The organism is Aequorivita aurantiaca, from assembly GCF_030410135.1.
Taxonomy (GTDB): Bacteria; Bacteroidota; Bacteroidia; order Flavobacteriales; family Flavobacteriaceae; genus Aequorivita; species Aequorivita aurantiaca.
Genome location: NZ_JAUGQQ010000008.1, coordinates 32,643 through 49,520 on the forward strand (window position 1 = coordinate 32,643; position 16,878 = coordinate 49,520).

Here is a 16,878-nt window from a genome sequence, read left to right on the forward strand (position 1 = left end):
TTTTTGGGGATATTTTGGTAAAATTTATGAATTCCAAATTTCCCAAGATTTTTCAGCTTGCAACTCTAACATTGATAGACCGTTGCTGGTTTTTGCGCCCCTGATTTTTCCTTGTTTAAGAAATTCGGTTTCGGAAGGATTGTAAATTAAATCGAATAATAGATGGTCTGGGGTCAAAAAGTTATATGGAATTGCGGGATATTCGTGAATATTGGGGAAGGTGCCCAGCGGCGTGCAATTAATAATAAGAAAATGATTTTCAATTGCCGATTTGTTCAGCGATTCGTATTTAATGGAATGCATATTTTCGGTTCGACTCACAAAACTAAAACTAAAGTCTAGTTTCTCCAAAACATAGGCCACCGCTTTTGAAGCGCCCCCTGTGCCTAAAATTAATGCAGTTTTTTTCGGAAGCGGAAAAAATTTTTCAAGGGATTTTTGAAATCCGTAATGGTCGGTATTAAAGCCAATAAGTTTATTTTCTTCAGAAATTTTAATAGTGTTCACGGCGCCAATTTTTTGGGCAGTTTCGTCCATGGCATCCAATAATGGAATTACTTCTTCCTTGTAAGGAATAGTAACATTTAAACCCTTTAAGGAAGGCGTTTCCGAAATAATTTTTGGTAAAAGCGCAATAGAGTGTAAGTCAAAGTTCTGATAGGAATGGGGCAGGTTTTCGCTATTAAATTTTTCGGAAAAGAATTTTTTCGAAAAAGAATAGTCAATGTTTTTTCCTATCAATCCAAATTTAGACATGTTGGTTTTTTTTATAGATGCCATACCACTCCAGCCCGAGTACTATCAGCACTCCGAAAAGAACAAAGAGAATGGCAAAAATAGTTTCGCTCCCGAAGTCGGATGGAAAAAAACGGTCATAGCCAATAATTATCTCCCTTCCCTTGGCGTCCAACATATGGTTTCCCGTGGCGTCGAGTTCATATTTTGTTTCCTTCCAGGGCCAAACAACGCCCAATGACCCGGCGATGAAGCCAATAATAACGGCGTAAGTCGCTTTTTTATATCGCTTCAAAACATACGCTAGCAAGTGCGAAAGCGAAACCAACCCTACTAAGGAACCCAGGGAGAAAACGGCCAAAACCTTCAGAAGTTCAATTCTTTCGGGATTATAAAACCAGCTAAAATCCCATTGAAAAATATTGGCAATGGTATCAAAAAGGGCGTTAACGGAATCCACCAAAAGCAGTACATAGTTACCTAAAAGAATTAAAATGAAGGATCCCGAAAGGCCGGGCAATGTCATTCCCGACACGCTTATAATGCCACAGAAAAAAACAAAAATTAGATTGCTATTTTCCTTTGCCGGCTCTAAAAAACTTATAGCCACACCCACTGCGATGCCACAAAGTAAATACGCTAAATACTTGCGATGCCACGCGCCAAAGTCCTTGGCAATATAGTAAATGGATGCCAAAATCATCCCGAAAAACCAGCTCCAGACGTACAGTTCATAGTGTTTTATTAGAAAGTCCAGAATTTTTGAAACACTGAAATAGCTAATTACCATTCCCAAAATCAGAAGGCCTAAAAATTGGCCGTTCACATATTTATGAAAAGTTCTAAAACGACCGCCCCAAATAAGTTTAAAGGCTTTCTTGTTTATCTTTTGAAGTGAATAAATAAATTCCTCATAAAACCCTGCCACAAATGCAAACATACCGCCCGAAACGCCGGGAACTTTATTGGCTGCTCCCATAATGATGCCTTTTAGAACAAGCCAAGCTTTATCGGAAAGTGAGCGGTTTTCGTACATTTGATTGTTGCCGATTTATTTTTATTTCACAAATTCAAAGTTTTTGCGGAGGGTCATTTTCAAGGGTAATGGTTCCCTTTTTTACAGCAATTCGCTCCAATAAAAAGATAGTGAAAAAACCAATTGCCACAAATAAAAGAGCATAGAGCACTTGTGGATTTCCATCATAATTTTGAGGAAGTACACTGCGCTCAATAAATGGAACCTTTTCGCCGGTATGATTCATTCTATACTGTAAGACTTCCTTCCACGGCCATATTTTGTTCAGTGCGCCAACCATAAAACCAGTGAGTACCGCCAATGTAATATTTTTATGGTGCTTAAACATCCAATTTAAAATCCGTGAAAACATTTTTAGGCCCACAATTGCACCCGTTCCGAAAATTATAAGTTTTGTGAGCGCACTTAAAAAGAGGGTTCCGTTAAAGGTTGTAATACCATCGCCCAATTGGGTGACAATGCCAATAACCGTAGTGTAAGCGCCTAACAATAGGAGTATAAAGGCGCCGGAAATTCCTGGAAGAATCATGGCTATAATGGCAACGAACCCAGCTAAAAACAAAAACCAGTTGCTATCTGGGGAGCCGACCGGATCTGCGATAGTTATAAAATAGGAGAAGATTGATGCAACAATAAGGGCAATGACTATCCCTATACTCCAGTTTTTTATTTGTTGGCCCACATACACAATACTTGCAATCACAAGCCCGAAGAAAAAAGACCAAACAAGAATGGGATAAACCTCCAAAAGCCAAGTGATTAATTTAGCAAGTGAAATAATACTGATAAAAACCCCGGCGAAAAGAGCCACTAAAAATGACAGATTATACTGTTTCCATGCTGTGGAAAAGCCATTTTTTTTCCAACTCCGGAAGAAACCAAGATCTATATTGTGGATGGTTTCTATTAATTCTTCATAAATGCCGGAAATGAAGGCGATAGTACCTCCAGATACGCCGGGAACAACATCGGCAGCGCCCATTGCTAGGCCCTTGGCAGTTACTGTTAAATATTGGAGAAAATTTCTTTGAGGCATAATGTTTTTTTCAAATAGCCTCAAAAATACACAAATTAAAGCGAAGGATTTTTGTGCTGCCTTATTATTTCCTTTACCGTTTTCATTTGATACACCGAAGGGAACAGTTCCTCAATTATCAACAAGAATTCAGGCTCAGCCTTTAGGGCATTTTTTAAGTGGAAGGCTCCTTTATCGTTTTCATTTAGGGAATAATAAATTCCGGAAAGGCGGTATTCAACTTCGGGGTGTTCGGGATAAAATTCCAAAGCTTGATTGAAATTATTTACGGCAGTTTCAAACTCTCCCAAATTGATTAAAATGTCGCCACGGGTCAACCAGGATTCCAGTTCGTAATTGCCCAGTTCCAAAGCTTTTCGATACCCAACTTCAGCTTCTTCAAAAAGGTTTAGCTTATTATTTATTTTAGCGTAGCGTTTCCAATAATTTACATTCTCACTATCAATATTTATTGCCTTTTCAATAAAATAAAGTGCCTTTTGATATTGTTTATTCTTAAAATAAAAATCGGTAATCGCTATCCAGCCTTTGTCCAGCAAGGAATCTTCTTCCACGCACTTATTGTAGAACTGAAGAGCCATTTCAGTATTTCCTAGCTTTTCGTAACATTTCCCAATCCGCAATAGTGCGTAGGAGGTAGGATCGTCCAGGCTTAAGGTGACCGAGTAACTTTCTATTGCATCCGCATATTTCTTCATCCTTTCGAGCACCCTTCCTTTTTCCAAATATGCGCCTATAAAGCTGTCATCACTGATTATGGCAAAATCGAATGCTGCCAGTGCTTTTTTATAATCCTTAAGATCGTAATATTGCTTGCCCACTTGGTGCCAAGCCACTTCGCAATAGGGATTTTTATTTAGATAATCATTTAAATAGTCAATAGCCGCCTCATTTTCATCTAAATATTCAAAACAATAAATAATGTTGTAGAGGGCCGAATAATCTTCCTCATCTGCCTCCAAACATTTCATAAAATAATATTTGGCGTTTTCGTAATCCTCCATAAAAAGATATTCCATTCCGAGCAATGACAAAACATCCGCTTCGTCATCGGTTATTTCAAGCGCTTGTTCTAAAAGGCTAATGGCCTCTTTATGTTTGTCCCGCCTTGACAAAATGTTGGCCTTTTGAATGTAAATTTCCTCATTGCTTTGTTCCAATTGGTAAAGCGCATCCAAAAGCTCCTCCGCAATTTCCAATTGATTTTCGAAAATGTACATTTCAATTTGGAAAAGCTTCAGATTTGTGGATGATGGATGCTGCTCCAACCCCAATTTGGTGGCCTTTTTGGCAAGTGCAATTTTTCCGTTTTCAAGGTAGTGATGCACTATTTCCTCAAATTCCTCGGAGTCGAAGAAAAGTACGCTGTTGGTTTTCAGCATAGATTCGAATCTTTCCAGCGAGAAGTTGTTATGCTCGTTTGAACTTAATTGCATACGCACGGTTTAACGGTTTCTTCTATTTTAAAGATAATAATGTATAAATAAGTTCAATAGTTATGCCGTGTTTGTTGTTAACGAACTTATCAACAGAAAAGTAATCCATAAATTCCTATTATTAAAAGAATTGCACCCGATTAATCGGTTTTGAGACGATTTAATACGTTTTGCAACAATCTGCAACCTTCCGCAATCTCCTCATCGCTAATAGTAAGTGGCGGAGTAATGCGCAGGGCGCGGCCTTCAAAGAGAAGCCAAAAAAGTATGAGACCTTCTTCTTTACAGGCAAGAATTACTTCGGAAGCAATTTCGGGTGTTTCCATCATTGCAGCAAGCATCAGGCCTCTGCCGCGAACCTCCTTTATTAATGGATGCTTCAGCAGTTTTCTGAATAATTTTTCCTTTTCAAGAGTTTGCTGTACAATTTGCGTCTCTGTCAGCTCTCGTAAGGTTGCCAAAGCGGCAGCCGCTATCAATGGGTTTCCGCCAAATGTGGTGATGTGTCCCAATTTTGGGTTATCCTTTAAAAACGCCATAACCTGGTGAGATGCGGTAAAAGCGCCAATGGGCAGACCGCCGCCCATGCCTTTTCCCATTACCAAAATATCGGGCTCGGCATCAAAATGTTCAAAAGCGAAAAGCTTACCGGTTCTGCCAAAACCGGGCTGAATTTCATCCAAAATCAAAAGTGTTCCGGTTTCATCACATCGTTTACGCACTTTTTTCAAATAGCCATTTTCCGGCTGTATAAATCCCGCGCCTCCTTGAATGGTTTCCAAAATAATTGCGGCCGTTTCAGAAGTTATTTTTTGGATATCGGCTTCATCATTAAAAGTAATGGGGAAACAATTCGGCACCAATGGCTTGAAAGCATTTTTGCGTTCCTCAAAACCCATCACGCTCATTGCGCCCATAGTATTTCCGTGATAGGCATTATATGCATACAGAATTTGGGTTCGACCGGTAGCGCGGCGGGCAAGTTTCAACGCACCTTCTATCGCTTCCGTGCCACTGTTTACTAAGTAAGTAGTATTTAAATTTTTAGGAAGATTCGCCGAAAGCAATTTTGTCAATTCAACGGCCGGTTGTTGAATATATTCGCCATAAACCATTACGTGCAAATATTTTTCTGATTGGTTTTTTATCGCGGATACAACACGTGGATGGCAGTGACCCAAAGTACAGGCAGATACACCTGCCACAAAATCCAGGTGTTTCTTGCCCGATGTATCATAAATATAGCTTCCTTCAGCGTGTGAAATTTCTAACGCCAAGGGATGCGGTGTGGTTTGTGCTTGATATTTGTAGAAATCCTCTTTCATTTCTTAAGGCCCGTCGGTAGGGTTGGGGGCAGTTTCCGCTTTTGGATCATCGGGTCTGTTTTGCAAATCCTTCGGAGTTAATTTGGATTCGGCCGGAAGTTGAATTTTATCTTCGGGAATGTCTTCAAAAAACTGGCCTTCATCCTTTGGTAGTGGAATTCCCGTTATTTTTGGAAGCACGGGGGCGGGTTTTCCTTTAAATAAATCTTCAACTGAAAACAATCTTTCGTCGCCGCGCCATTGAAAACCGGGTAAAATTCGTGCGTTTTCGGGCAGCATTGATGGCGGATAAACCTTTCCATCGGCTTTTTTTATAAAACGGATTCCAGTTATTTGCTGTTCTTCCAAATACATTTGAATAGAGCTGGAAACGGTTATATTGATACCCACCAAATCGTCATTATCATTGCGGGAATAATAAATTACTTGGGCATTTTTGTTGATGTTTACAGTGTCCAATTCATTATTGGTGAACAGACCGATTAGCCGTTCCCCCTTCACCTGATTATAGCCCATGCTGTCTTTCTGCACCAAAAAGGCGTTGTTGAAAACTTTTAAGGTGTCTAATTTATCCGTAATTGTATCGGAAAGAATATGGATGGTATCGCCAATCATTTGATTTTCGCCACTCCACAAAACCGGATTTCGCAGCAGTTTTGTTATTCCGCGTTTTTCGCTAACATAAATGGAGTCACATTTTCCACTGGTTGGGTCGTCGCCCATTTTTCCAGGTTTGTATAACCTTGCCCGATAATATCCTTTTACAATTCTATTGTCTGGCTTGCCCGTTACACGTAGCGTATCTGCATGGACGTATATAGAATCGCCATCACGAACGGTAATGGCGACCGCTCTTTTTGTTATAAAAACCGAATCTTTTTCTCTAAAAACTTCGGCATAATGACCGCGTATCACGCTTTTGTTTATAGTGTCCAAAACCCGAATATTGTTTGTTGCCGAAGCAAAACTCTTGTTTCTGTCGAAATAGATACTGTCTCCGAAAAGTGTTCGGTTTTCATAATCTACTTTTGAATTCTTGACGAAATAACCAGTGTCGCCCCGCGTGTCGTAATACCCGCGTTCGCAATAAACAGTACTGGTTTCACTCACAATAGTTGATGGACCGTACAGATAGGCATCACCGGTGTCGGAATAAAAATCGAGTTGATTGCTATTCACCGTGTACTTTGGGTTTACAATCTTTACATTTTGAAGAAATTGATATTTTTTGCTTTCCGCGAAATATCTTCCCGAGCGACTTGTCAAAACGCTTGCGGTATCGCGAACGGTGCCGCCGGTGCGGTAATAGGCTTGTTGTTTTATTCTGTCAAAATAGAGTGTATCGGTAGTTAGTGTGGTTTTTGGTTCGGTTAAAACCACATCGCCACTTGCGAAGGCAAACTGTGTGTTACCATTGTATTCGGCATATTTGCTCGCCATTGAAACTGTGTCGCCTTGGGTAATGCGTACATCTCCGTAAGCTTTTACGAAGTTGCTTTTTAGGTAAACAAACGCTTGATCGCACCACATTTCTACACCTTCGTGGATGATGTATACCTGCCCCGTCTCATCCTTGGTATAAATTGCGGCATCAGGAAATTCCGGCCGCAGTTCCAAATAACCGGATTGAATATCAACCTTCTGTTTTTCCTGTGCGGAAAGTGAAATGCCACAGAAAATGAGAAACACGGAAAAGGTGAGATGTGATATCTTCAAGGAGAATTTATTTTTCATTGGGAACGAAAATATCAACAAAATATTGGTTACCGGTGAATGGTCTGCTTTCTATCCGGCCCTACAGAAACTATTTTGATGGGTACTTCCAGTTCTTTTTCAAGAAAACTTATATAGTCATTCAACGCGTCTGGCAATTGGGTAGCTTCGCCCATTTTGGTTAAATCTGCCTTCCAGCCTTTCATTTCGGTATAGATGGGAGTTACATTTTCGGCTTCTATATTATAGGGTAAATGATGGATTATTTCACCTTTATAGTTATAGGCTGTGCAAACCTTTAATTTTTCAAAACCACTTAACACATCGGCCTTCATCATTATAAGTTGGGTAACGCCGTTTACTTGAACTGCGTAACGAAGTGCTACCAAATCCAACCATCCGCAACGACGGGGGCGACCAGTAACGGCACCAAATTCGTTTCCTATTTTTGCCATTCGCTCCCCGGCTTCGTCAAAAAGTTCGGTAGGGAAGGGGCCACTGCCAACGCGGGTTGTATATGCTTTAAAAATTCCGAATACATCTTGCACTTTGTTTGGCGGAACTCCCAAACCGGTGCAGGCTCCAGCCGCAGTAGTGTTTGAGGATGTTACGAAAGGATAGGTTCCAAAGTCAATATCGAGCAGGGAGCCTTGAGCGCCTTCCGCCAAAATGGTTTTTCCATCTTTTTGGGCTTGGTGCAGATATTCTTCACTGTCAATAAACCTGAGGTTTTTTAGCGTTTCAACGGAAGCAAAAAATTCGGCTTCGAGATCGGCTAAATCATATTGCACATCCACATTATAAAAGGCTATCATTGCCTCGTGCTTATCGGCCAAGGCGCGGTATTTATCTTGCCAATTCTCAAGTTCCAAATCACCAATGCGAATACCGTTTCTTCCGGTTTTGTCCATATAGGTTGGACCAATTCCTTTAAGGGTTGAGCCTATTTTCGCCTTTCCCTTTGATGCTTCCGAGGCTGCGTCGAGCAAGCGATGCGTTGGCAAAATGATATGGGCTTTTCGAGAAACTATCAAATTCTTTTTATAGTCCACATCGTATTTATCAAGGGCTTCCAATTCCTTTACAAACACTACGGGATCTATCACAACGCCATTTCCGATGAGGTTCACGGAATTTTTATGGAAAATTCCTGATGGTATTGTTCGCAACACGTGCTTTATTCCGTCGAATTCCAACGTATGCCCTGCATTTGGACCACCTTGGAATCGCGCGATTATATCATAGTTTTTTGTTAGGACGTCGACAATTTTTCCTTTGCCTTCATCGCCCCATTGCAATCCAAGTAGTAAATCTACTGCCATAATTTATTGTGAATTGTCCGCTTCCTGCTCGTTCGCGGATTTTTTATTTCCGTAGAAATAAAGTGAATGGTTTGTTATTTCAATATTGAAAACCTCTTCAATGGTTTTTTTTATGCTGTGAATCCGTGGATCGCAAAATTCAATTACTTCGCCATCTTGTAGGATGATGTGATCGTGGTTACGATCAAAATAGGATTTTTCGTAATGCGACTGATTTTGGCCAAACTGATGCTTACGCACCAACCCGCACTCCAAAAGAAGCTCAATGGTATTGTAAAGTGTGGCCCGACTAACGCGGTAGTTTTTATTCTTCATATTTATGTACAACGATTCAATGTCAAAATGATCGTCGTGGTCATAAATTTCCTGCAGAATGGCATAGCGTTCGGGTGTTTTTCGGTGTCCTTTTTTCTCAAGAAAACCCGTGAAAACGTTCTTTACTATTTCTTGATTGTTTATGTCTGTTTTTGAACTCATAACTAAGCTTGCAAAGTTACTTAAATTTTACACTCTGGTAACTTTATCAATTCCGTTTATTTTTTTGATGTTTTCCACGAGGTTTGTAAGTATGGTTTTGTTTTTTACTACTACAACAATTTTACCCGTAAAAACCCCGTCATTACTATCAAAATGCACGCTTTTCATATCTATGTGCAGGTTGTTGGAAATTACTTTCGTTACTTCATTTACAAGCCCAATGGTATCAATGCCGGAAATTTCCAAAATCGCCTTGAATTCTCTTTGGGTACTATCAATCCACTTGGCTGGCATAATGCGGTAACTGTAATTGCTTTGAAGCTGTAACGCATTTGGACAGTTTGTTTTATGCACTTTGATGCCTTCATTCACGGTTACAAATCCGAAAACATCATCGCCGGGAATGGGGTTGCAACAATTGGCCATTTTATAATCCAGTTTGTCCTCACTCTTTCCGAAAACTAGTTGGTCAAACTTTTCGGTAATTTCTTCCTTGTGGACATCTTCGGGCTTGTCTGGCTTTCTTATTCGGTTTTTGAAGAAACTAATAAAGGCATTGCTTCGCGAAGCCGCGAAATCTTTCAGCTTTTGGTTGTCAATTATTCCCGCCCCCACGCGATAATACAAATCCAGACTTGTTTTCACTTTAAAGAAAACCACAAGCTGGTTGAGCGTGCTTTCATCTAAATTAATTTTCAGGGATTTTAATTTTCTGGCCAGAATCACCTTTCCTTCTTCGGCAAGTTGTTTCTTTTCGTCCTTTAGTGATGATTTTATTTTGGATCGGGCTCTTCCCGTTGTTGCATAGTTCAGCCAGTTGGTTGTGGGTTTTGCGTTTTCCGAAGTGATAACTTCCACTTGGTCGCCACTTTTTAACTCGTGGCTTAATGGAACAAGTTTTCCATTCACCTTTGTGCCGCGGGTGTGCATGCCGATTTCCGTGTGGATGTGGAATGCGAAATCCAAAGCCGTTGCACCTTTCGGGAGTGAATACAGATCGCCTTTGGGCGTAAATACGAAAATTTCCTTGGCGTAAAGATTCAATTTGAATTCTTCCACAAAATCCACCGCGCTTATTTCTGAATTTTCAAGGGTATCCTGTAGTTTGTTTAGCCAGTTTTCAAGGCCACCATCGTCTTTTTCCTTGTTTTTGTATTTATAGTGTGCGGCAAATCCTTTTTCAGCTATTTCATTCATCCGTTCACTTCTAATCTGCACTTCCACCCAACGGCCCTTGGGCCCCATAACGGTGATGTGCAATGCTTCATAACCCGTTGATTTTGGTGAGGAAATCCAGTCGCGAAGGCGAATTGGGTTCGGGCGGAAATGATCGGTAACGATTGAATATATTTTCCACGCGAAGAATTTTTCGTTCTCGGGCGCGCTTTTGTATATAATTCGCACGGCAAATTTGTCATATACCTCATCAAAACTCACATTCTGCACCAGCATTTTTCTGCGGATGGAAAAAATGGATTTTGGACGGCCCTTTATTTCATAATCTAGATTTTCGGAATCGAGGGAGTCCTTTATTACTTGGTTAAAGGCTTCAATATAGGCATCCTGTTCCTCCTTGCTTTCTTTGATTCTTCCCAAAATATCTGCATAAACCTCGGGCTCGGTGAATTTAAGGCCCATATCCTCAAGCTCGGTTTTTATATTGTAAAGGCCAATCCGGTGGGCGAGGGGGGCATAAATGTAAAGCGTTTCAGAAGCAATTTTACGCTGTTTGTCCGGCGGCATACTTTCCATGGTTTGCATATTGTGCAGCCTGTCCGCAATTTTGATGATGATAACTCGAATGTCTTCGTTGAGGGTAAGCAACATTTTCCGAAAGTTTTCGGCTTGCATCGATACGTCTTCGGACATATTGATGTGGGAAATTTTTGTGAGGCCATCCACAATCCGAGCAACCGCCGTCCCGAACATTTCCTCAATATCTTCCAAGGAATAGGCCGTATCTTCCACAACATCATGAAGTAACGCTGCTGCTATGCTCGTGGCGTCAAGTCCAATTTCGGAAGCAACTAGTTTTGCAACCGCGATAGGGTGAAAAATATAAGCCTCGCCACTTTTTCGACGTTGGTCTTTATGGGCGTCCACGGCCAAATCAAAAGCGCTGCGAATCAGTTTTTTATCTTCTTTGGAAAGGGTGCGATAACTAATTTTTAGCAGCTGTTTGTAGTGCTTGGCAATCTCCTTTTTCTCTTCTTCTAATGCGGCTTCTGTCATAAACTAAAAATACAGATTAGTATTGAAATGGACAACTAAATTAATACAATGGACTGGGTAATATTTATTTCTTGGCTATCAAATATTTAAGAAATACTGTAACAATTTATTTAACTTAATGTCTATTATTTATAAACCATTCCAAAAATATCCATATGAAAAATAGAATACTGATGTGTTTCTTTTTAGCAAGCTGCGTACTAAGTTTTGCCCAAAATAAAGATGCACAAAACAAGCAAACCGCCCAATTCAATGTTCCGGTGGAATATTACAAACTGGACAATGGCCTTAAGGTAATTTTATCGCCGGACAAGTCCTCTCCAACCGTTGTGGTGGCGGTTTATTACAACATCGGGTTTAGAATCGAACCGAAGGATCGCACCGGGTTTGCGCACTTGTTTGAACATATGATGTTCCAAGGCTCAGAGAATTTGGGCAAAATGGAATTCATAAAATTAGTGCAGCAAAATGGGGGCATTTTAAACGGCTCTACGCGTTTTGACTTCACCAATTATTTTGAAATAGTCCCGTCCAACAAACTGGAAACCATGCTTTGGGCCGAAGCCGACCGAATGAAAGGCCTTGATATTACACAGGAAAATCTTACCAACCAACAAGGCGTTGTTAAAAACGAAGTGAAGGTAAATGTTTTGAACCAACCGTACGGCGGCTTTCCTTGGCTGGACATGCCGCAATACGCAAATACAAACTGGTACAACGCCCACAATTTTTACGGAGATTTGAAAGATCTCGATGCCGCAAATCTCGAAGATGTTGAAAGTTTTTTCAAAACCTATTACGCTCCGAATAATGCCGCTATTTCAATAGTTGGGGATTTTGAAATTAGCGAGGCAAAAGCTTGGATTGACCAATATTTCAGCGGAATTCCTTCCGCGCAGATTCCCGCAATGCCGGACATTTCAGAACCTAAACAGGAAAAGGAAAAGCAATTCACCAAAAATGATTCCTTGGCAAACAAACCGGCACTGGCGGTGGCATACCATATGCCAGTGCGCAATACTCCGGAATATTATGCTATGGGACTTTTAGATCAAATTTTAATCCAAGGCGATAATGCCTTGCTTCAGAAAAAATTGGTGGATGAAAAAGGGTACACTTCCTACGTAAGTGGGGGTATAAATTATTTGGGGAATATGTTCAATTATAATGGCCCAATGCAAATAATGTTCGATGTAACCTATGACAATGAAACCTCAAAACAGCAAGTTATGGACGCCGTTGATGAAGTTATAGACGGACTTTCAACAAAAATAAACCAGGAAATGTTGGACAATGCAATGGTGAAAATACGCTCAAAATTATACGATGAATTGAGTGGCACATTTGGGTTTGGCCGTGCGGATTTGCTATGCAGCTTTGCTCTTTTTGACGACAACCCCGCGCGAATAAATACCTTGGAAGAGGAATTTAAAAAGGTCACCCCCGAAATTGTGAAAAAGACAATTTCAGAATATTTAAGAAAAACGAATCGAACCATTTTGGTGGTAAATCCACTTTTGGCAAACAACGAAAAAACAAACTAAATGAAAACTTCAATTTATACATTTTTTATAGCCTTGTTTATCGCCGTGCCAGGCATAGCGCAGAAACAAACCCCACCAAAAGGCGCGGAACCAAAAGATTTTTCGCTTCCGAAGAAAGAAGTTATAAGTCTGGACAACGGCCTACAATTGGTAATGGTGCCCTACGGAAGTATCCCGAAAGCCACCATAAGTATTACAGTAAATACAGGCAATATAAACGAAACCAAAGACCAAGTGTGGCTGGCCGACTTGCTGGGCGATTTGATGAAGGAAGGCAGTACGGCCGATTATTCCGTAAAGGACAAGCTTGCGGGAATGGGCGGAAATCTAAATATTGGCGTGGGCGCGCACAATACATCCCTAAGCACTGATGTGCTGTCGGAATTTGCCCCCGATGCCTTAAAAATTCTTGCCGACGTTTTGGAAAATCCAAAATTGCCTCAAAGTGAAATGGATAGGCTTAAAAATAATATGAAAAGAAATTTAACTGTTGCGCTATCAACTCCCGGGGCGCAGGCAAGAAAGGATTTCTTTGCGGAAATGTATCCGAACCATCCCTACGGAAGATTATATCCCACTTCCGAACAAGTCGATTCCTATACTTTGAATGATGTAAAATCTTTTTACGATGCAAATTTCGGTGCACAGCGTACCACAATTTATGTTGTTGGAAATTTTAATTCGGAAGAAATTAAAGCAGTGGTGAAATCTACACTGGCCGACTGGCAGAAGGGTCCGAAGGAAAATTATCCTGTCGCCCAAGCTCAGTCCAACGGGAAAGTAAAAATAATTGACCGTCCGGGCGCGCCCCAATCTACTATTTATTATGGGCTTCCAGTGCCCGATCCGTCAAACAAGGATTATGTGGCGCTGGATGTTATGAATACGCTTTTGGGCGGTTCCTTTGGCTCGCGAATTACCAGCAACATCCGCGAGGATAAAGGCTATACCTATTCCCCAAGCAGTGCTTTGGTGGCAAATTACAAAAGCGGACTTTGGTACGAAAGTGCAGATGTTACCACTGAATTTACCGGCGCTTCCGTGGATGAAATTAAAAAGGAAATTGTTCGCCTGCAAAATGAAGCTCCCGCAAAAGCTGAATTGGATGGGATGAAGAATTACAAATCGGGCATTTATGTGCTTCAAAATTCAACACCCTATGGAATTATTGGGCAGTTGAATTTCCTCGATGTGCACAATTTGGATGAATCGTTTTTGGTAAATCAAGTGAAAAACATAAATGCAGTTACCCCACAGCAAGTGCAAGAAATGGCAAAAAAATATATTCAGCCGGATAAAATGACGCTAATTGTGGTTGGCGACAAAGAAAAAATAAAGGAACAAGTAAAAGAAACCATTGCGCAACCCGCGAAAAAAGAACAGTAATTGTTGAAGTTTGAGTTAGTTGAAAAAAAGCCCGGCGATAGTTGGGCTTTTTTTTCTACATCCTAGTTAATGTTTGCCTTTAAATATCGAGGAATTATGAAATATAATTCCAAATATTCCGATATTTCACAAGTTGAGCGTAGGTATTTTTAATAGGAATATTTTCTTCCGAAGAAAGGTTTGGGTCAGTTTTTAACGTTTGCGAAGCATAGCTTCGGGCAATCTTTAATATTTCGGAATCCTTCACTATATCTGCAATTCGAAGGTTTAAAACGCCGCTTTGTTGCGTTCCCATCAAATCGCCGGGACCGCGCAGTTTTAGATCTACTTCAGCAATTTCAAATCCGTCGCTGGTTCTAACCATGGTTTCCAAACGGATTTTTGCATCCGCGGAAAGTTTGTGGCTAGTCATTAATATGCAATAACTCTGATCCGCACCTCGGCCAACTCTTCCGCGCAATTGGTGCAGTTGTGAAAGCCCGAAACGTTCCGCACTTTCAATAATCATCACGCTGGCGTTTGGCACATTTACGCCAACTTCAATAACCGTTGTGGCTACCATAATTTGTGTTTCTCCTTTAATGAAGCGGTTCATCTCATATTCTTTATCGGCAGATTTCATTTGCCCGTGAACTATGGAAACTTGGTAATTCGGTTGCGGAAATTCACGCACAATACTCTCGTATCCATCCATCAAATCCTTATAATCCATCTTCTCACTTTCCTGTATCAAAGGGTACACAATATACACCTGCCGACCCTTCGAAATTTCGTCCTTAATAAAGCGAAAAACTTTCAGCCTATTTGCATCAAATCGATGCACGGTTTTGATGTCTTTTCTGCCTGGCGGAAGCTCGTCAATTACGCTAATATCGAGGTCGCCATAAATGCTCATGGCCAGGGTGCGGGGGATGGGGGTGGCGGTCATAATTAGCACGTGTGGGGGAATAGCCCCTCCAACCTCCCCCAAGGGGAGGCTTTTTAAAGTTGTCTCAATTGTTTTTATTGAAGTATCAATGTTGCCTATTATTTCTTCGTTGGTGAAACGTAGTATTTTAAACCCGAGTTCTATTAAAATCTGTGTCCTTAACTCATCAACCTCTTTTTGTTGCGGATGGTTGTGATAGCCACCATCTACTTCAACCACAAGCTTCTTTTCGAGACAGACAAAATCTACGATAAATTCATCAATTATATGTTGTCTTCTAAATTTAAAATCAAGCTTTTTAGTCCTTAAACATTCCCATAAAATGGCTTCGGCTTGGGTGGGTTGTTTTTTGTTTTTTTGCTGAAGCTCTTTCAGTAATTTATAAGTAGACGGTCTAGCCGTCATATATTTTTTGCGCACTTCGGCTTCCTCCCTTTGGGAGGATTGAGGTGGGCTACCTTTATGCCAAAGTTTACTTCTTTGCTCCACTCCAAAACGGTGCTGTTCGTCCACAATTGCAAGCCCTAAATTTTTAAATTTTACCTTATCCTCGAGCAGCGCGTGAGTACCAATTAGGATGTTTAATTCACCATTTTCCAATTTTTCATGGATTTCTTTTCTTTTTGAAGTTTTGGTTGAGCCCGTTAGTATTTCAATACTGGTGTTCAGTTTGTTACACATTTCAACCAAACCGTTATAATGCTGTACTGACAAAATTTCAGTTGGCGCCATTAAACAGGCTTGAAAACCGTTGTCAAGTGCTATTAACATTGACATTAGCGCCACAATGGTTTTCCCAGAACCCACATCGCCTTGCAAAAGCCGATTCATTTGTGCGTTACTTCCCAAATCGTTGCGGATTTCTTTCAGTACACGCTTCTGTGCTTCGGTCAATTCAAAGGGTAAATGTTCCGAAAAAAAGGTGTTGAAATTATGCCCTATTTTGTCAAAAGTATAGCCCTTAATTTTTGATTTATGGAGGAGGTTTTTCCGAATTAATTGCAGTTGAATGTAGAACAATTCCTCAAATTTTAATCGGTATTGCGCCCGTGCTAAATGCGTCTGACTTTTGGGAAAATGTATGTTGAAAAGTGCCTCCGTTTTTGAGGCCAATTTTAGCTGATCCAAAAGTGGTTTTGAGAGGGTTTCGGAGAAGGCATTTTTGGTCTCCAAAAACAACTGTTGCATCAGTGAATTTATCACCCGATTTGTGATGCCGCTATTCGCTAATTTTTCAGTGGAAGGATATACGGGTTGCATTGCCGAACGAATACTTTTTTCGTGGGCATCGAGCAATTCCATTTCGGGGTGTGGCATAGAAAAACTGCCATTGAAAAAATTCGTTCTTCCGAAAATCACATACGGCACATTCAACTTCAAATTCTCGCGAATCCATTTTTGTCCGCGGAACCAAACCAATTCCATCGTGCCCGTTTCGTCAATGAAAGTGGCGACCAACCGTTTTCCTTTTTTCTGCTCAACCGTTTTAATATGGGTAATTTTCCCAATAATCTGAACTTCAGCATTAGTCTGCTGAAGTTGGCCAATTTTGTAGTATTGCGTTCTATCGAGATAACGATTCGGAAAGAGATTCAGCAAATCCTGAAACGTGTGGATGCCCAGCTCTTTTTTCAGCAAATCCGCACGGTTTGGGCCGACGCCTTTTAGATAATCTATGGGAGTTTGCAGGAAATTTGCGTTCATAAAA

12 protein-coding genes are annotated in these 16,878 nt (G+C 40.7%); 2 read left to right on the top strand and 10 right to left on the bottom strand.

The window, feature by feature from the left end; genetic code table 11:
• Nucleotides 1–24: 24 nt before the first annotated feature.
• The 9 genes from QRD02_RS11580 to QRD02_RS11620 form a co-directional block, all read right to left on the bottom strand.
• Complete coding sequence (locus QRD02_RS11580; RefSeq protein WP_290255116.1) at nucleotides 25–756, bottom strand: shikimate dehydrogenase family protein; 732 nt, start codon at nucleotides 754–756, stop codon at nucleotides 25–27.
• Complete coding sequence (locus tag QRD02_RS11585) at nucleotides 749–1,771, bottom strand: DUF368 domain-containing protein (RefSeq protein WP_290255117.1); 1,023 nt, start codon at nucleotides 1,769–1,771, stop codon at nucleotides 749–751. The genes QRD02_RS11580 and QRD02_RS11585 overlap by 8 nt, the downstream gene beginning before the upstream one ends.
• A gap of 34 nt (nucleotides 1,772–1,805) precedes the next feature.
• Entirely contained in the window at nucleotides 1,806–2,807 is a 1,002-nt protein-coding gene (locus tag QRD02_RS11590; RefSeq protein ID WP_290255118.1) for a DUF368 domain-containing protein, read from the bottom strand.
• 35 nt (nucleotides 2,808–2,842) lie between these two features.
• Nucleotides 2,843–4,243, bottom strand: a complete 1,401-nt coding sequence (locus QRD02_RS11595; protein ID WP_290255119.1) for a tetratricopeptide repeat protein — start codon at nucleotides 4,241–4,243, stop codon at nucleotides 2,843–2,845.
• 140 nt (nucleotides 4,244–4,383) lie between these two features.
• A complete protein-coding gene (locus QRD02_RS11600) occupies nucleotides 4,384–5,568 on the bottom strand; it encodes an aspartate aminotransferase family protein (protein WP_290255120.1) in 1,185 nt (394 codons plus the stop codon).
• 3 nt (nucleotides 5,569–5,571) lie between these two features.
• A complete protein-coding gene (locus QRD02_RS11605) occupies nucleotides 5,572–7,278 on the bottom strand; it encodes an OstA-like protein (protein WP_435373039.1) in 1,707 nt (568 codons plus the stop codon).
• 53 nt (nucleotides 7,279–7,331) lie between these two features.
• Nucleotides 7,332–8,603, bottom strand: coding sequence for an adenylosuccinate synthase (locus QRD02_RS11610; protein WP_290255122.1), 1,272 nt, complete (start codon nucleotides 8,601–8,603; stop codon nucleotides 7,332–7,334).
• 3 nt (nucleotides 8,604–8,606) lie between these two features.
• Nucleotides 8,607–9,080 (bottom strand): Fur family transcriptional regulator, encoded by a 474-nt coding sequence (locus QRD02_RS11615; RefSeq protein WP_290255123.1) that lies wholly within the window; start codon nucleotides 9,078–9,080, stop codon nucleotides 8,607–8,609.
• A 27-nt stretch (nucleotides 9,081–9,107) separates the two neighbouring features.
• Nucleotides 9,108–11,312: a RelA/SpoT family protein gene (locus QRD02_RS11620; RefSeq protein WP_290255124.1), complete on the bottom strand. Its 2,205-nt coding sequence runs from the start codon at nucleotides 11,310–11,312 to the stop codon at nucleotides 9,108–9,110.
• Nucleotides 11,313–11,467: 155 nt separating this feature from the next.
• Here QRD02_RS11620 and QRD02_RS11625 point away from each other — a divergent pair, with 155 nt between their 5' ends.
• Both QRD02_RS11625 and QRD02_RS11630 read left to right on the top strand, forming a co-directional pair.
• On the top strand, nucleotides 11,468–12,856 hold the full coding sequence (locus QRD02_RS11625) for a M16 family metallopeptidase (RefSeq protein WP_290255125.1): 1,389 nt from the start codon (nucleotides 11,468–11,470) through the stop codon (nucleotides 12,854–12,856).
• The gene (locus QRD02_RS11630; RefSeq protein WP_290255126.1) at nucleotides 12,857–14,242 is read left to right on the top strand and encodes a M16 family metallopeptidase; all 1,386 of its coding nucleotides are present in this window, start codon (nucleotides 12,857–12,859) and stop codon (nucleotides 14,240–14,242) included. It abuts the gene before it with no gap.
• 94 nt (nucleotides 14,243–14,336) lie between these two features.
• Here QRD02_RS11630 and QRD02_RS11635 read toward each other — a convergent pair whose 3' ends face one another.
• Nucleotides 14,337–16,874: a DUF559 domain-containing protein gene (locus QRD02_RS11635; protein ID WP_290255127.1), complete on the bottom strand. Its 2,538-nt coding sequence runs from the start codon at nucleotides 16,872–16,874 to the stop codon at nucleotides 14,337–14,339.
• Nucleotides 16,875–16,878: the final 4 nt, after the last annotated feature.

Coding starts and splice junctions, on each gene's coding strand:
- QRD02_RS11615 (WP_290255123.1), bottom strand. CDS start 9,080: ATGAGTTCAAAAACAGACATAAACAATCAAGAAATAGTAAAGAACGTT.
- QRD02_RS11610 (WP_290255122.1), bottom strand. CDS start 8,603: ATGGCAGTAGATTTACTACTTGGATTGCAATGGGGCGATGAAGGCAAA.
- QRD02_RS11625 (WP_290255125.1), top strand. CDS start 11,468: ATGAAAAATAGAATACTGATGTGTTTCTTTTTAGCAAGCTGCGTACTA.
- QRD02_RS11590 (WP_290255118.1), bottom strand. CDS start 2,807: ATGCCTCAAAGAAATTTTCTCCAATATTTAACAGTAACTGCCAAGGGC.
- QRD02_RS11620 (WP_290255124.1), bottom strand. CDS start 11,312: ATGACAGAAGCCGCATTAGAAGAAGAGAAAAAGGAGATTGCCAAGCAC.
- QRD02_RS11595 (WP_290255119.1), bottom strand. CDS start 4,243: ATGCAATTAAGTTCAAACGAGCATAACAACTTCTCGCTGGAAAGATTC.
- QRD02_RS11580 (WP_290255116.1), bottom strand. CDS start 756: ATGTCTAAATTTGGATTGATAGGAAAAAACATTGACTATTCTTTTTCG.
- QRD02_RS11585 (WP_290255117.1), bottom strand. CDS start 1,771: ATGTACGAAAACCGCTCACTTTCCGATAAAGCTTGGCTTGTTCTAAAA.
- QRD02_RS11630 (WP_290255126.1), top strand. CDS start 12,857: ATGAAAACTTCAATTTATACATTTTTTATAGCCTTGTTTATCGCCGTG.
- QRD02_RS11635 (WP_290255127.1), bottom strand. CDS start 16,874: ATGAACGCAAATTTCCTGCAAACTCCCATAGATTATCTAAAAGGCGTC.
- QRD02_RS11600 (WP_290255120.1), bottom strand. CDS start 5,568: ATGAAAGAGGATTTCTACAAATATCAAGCACAAACCACACCGCATCCC.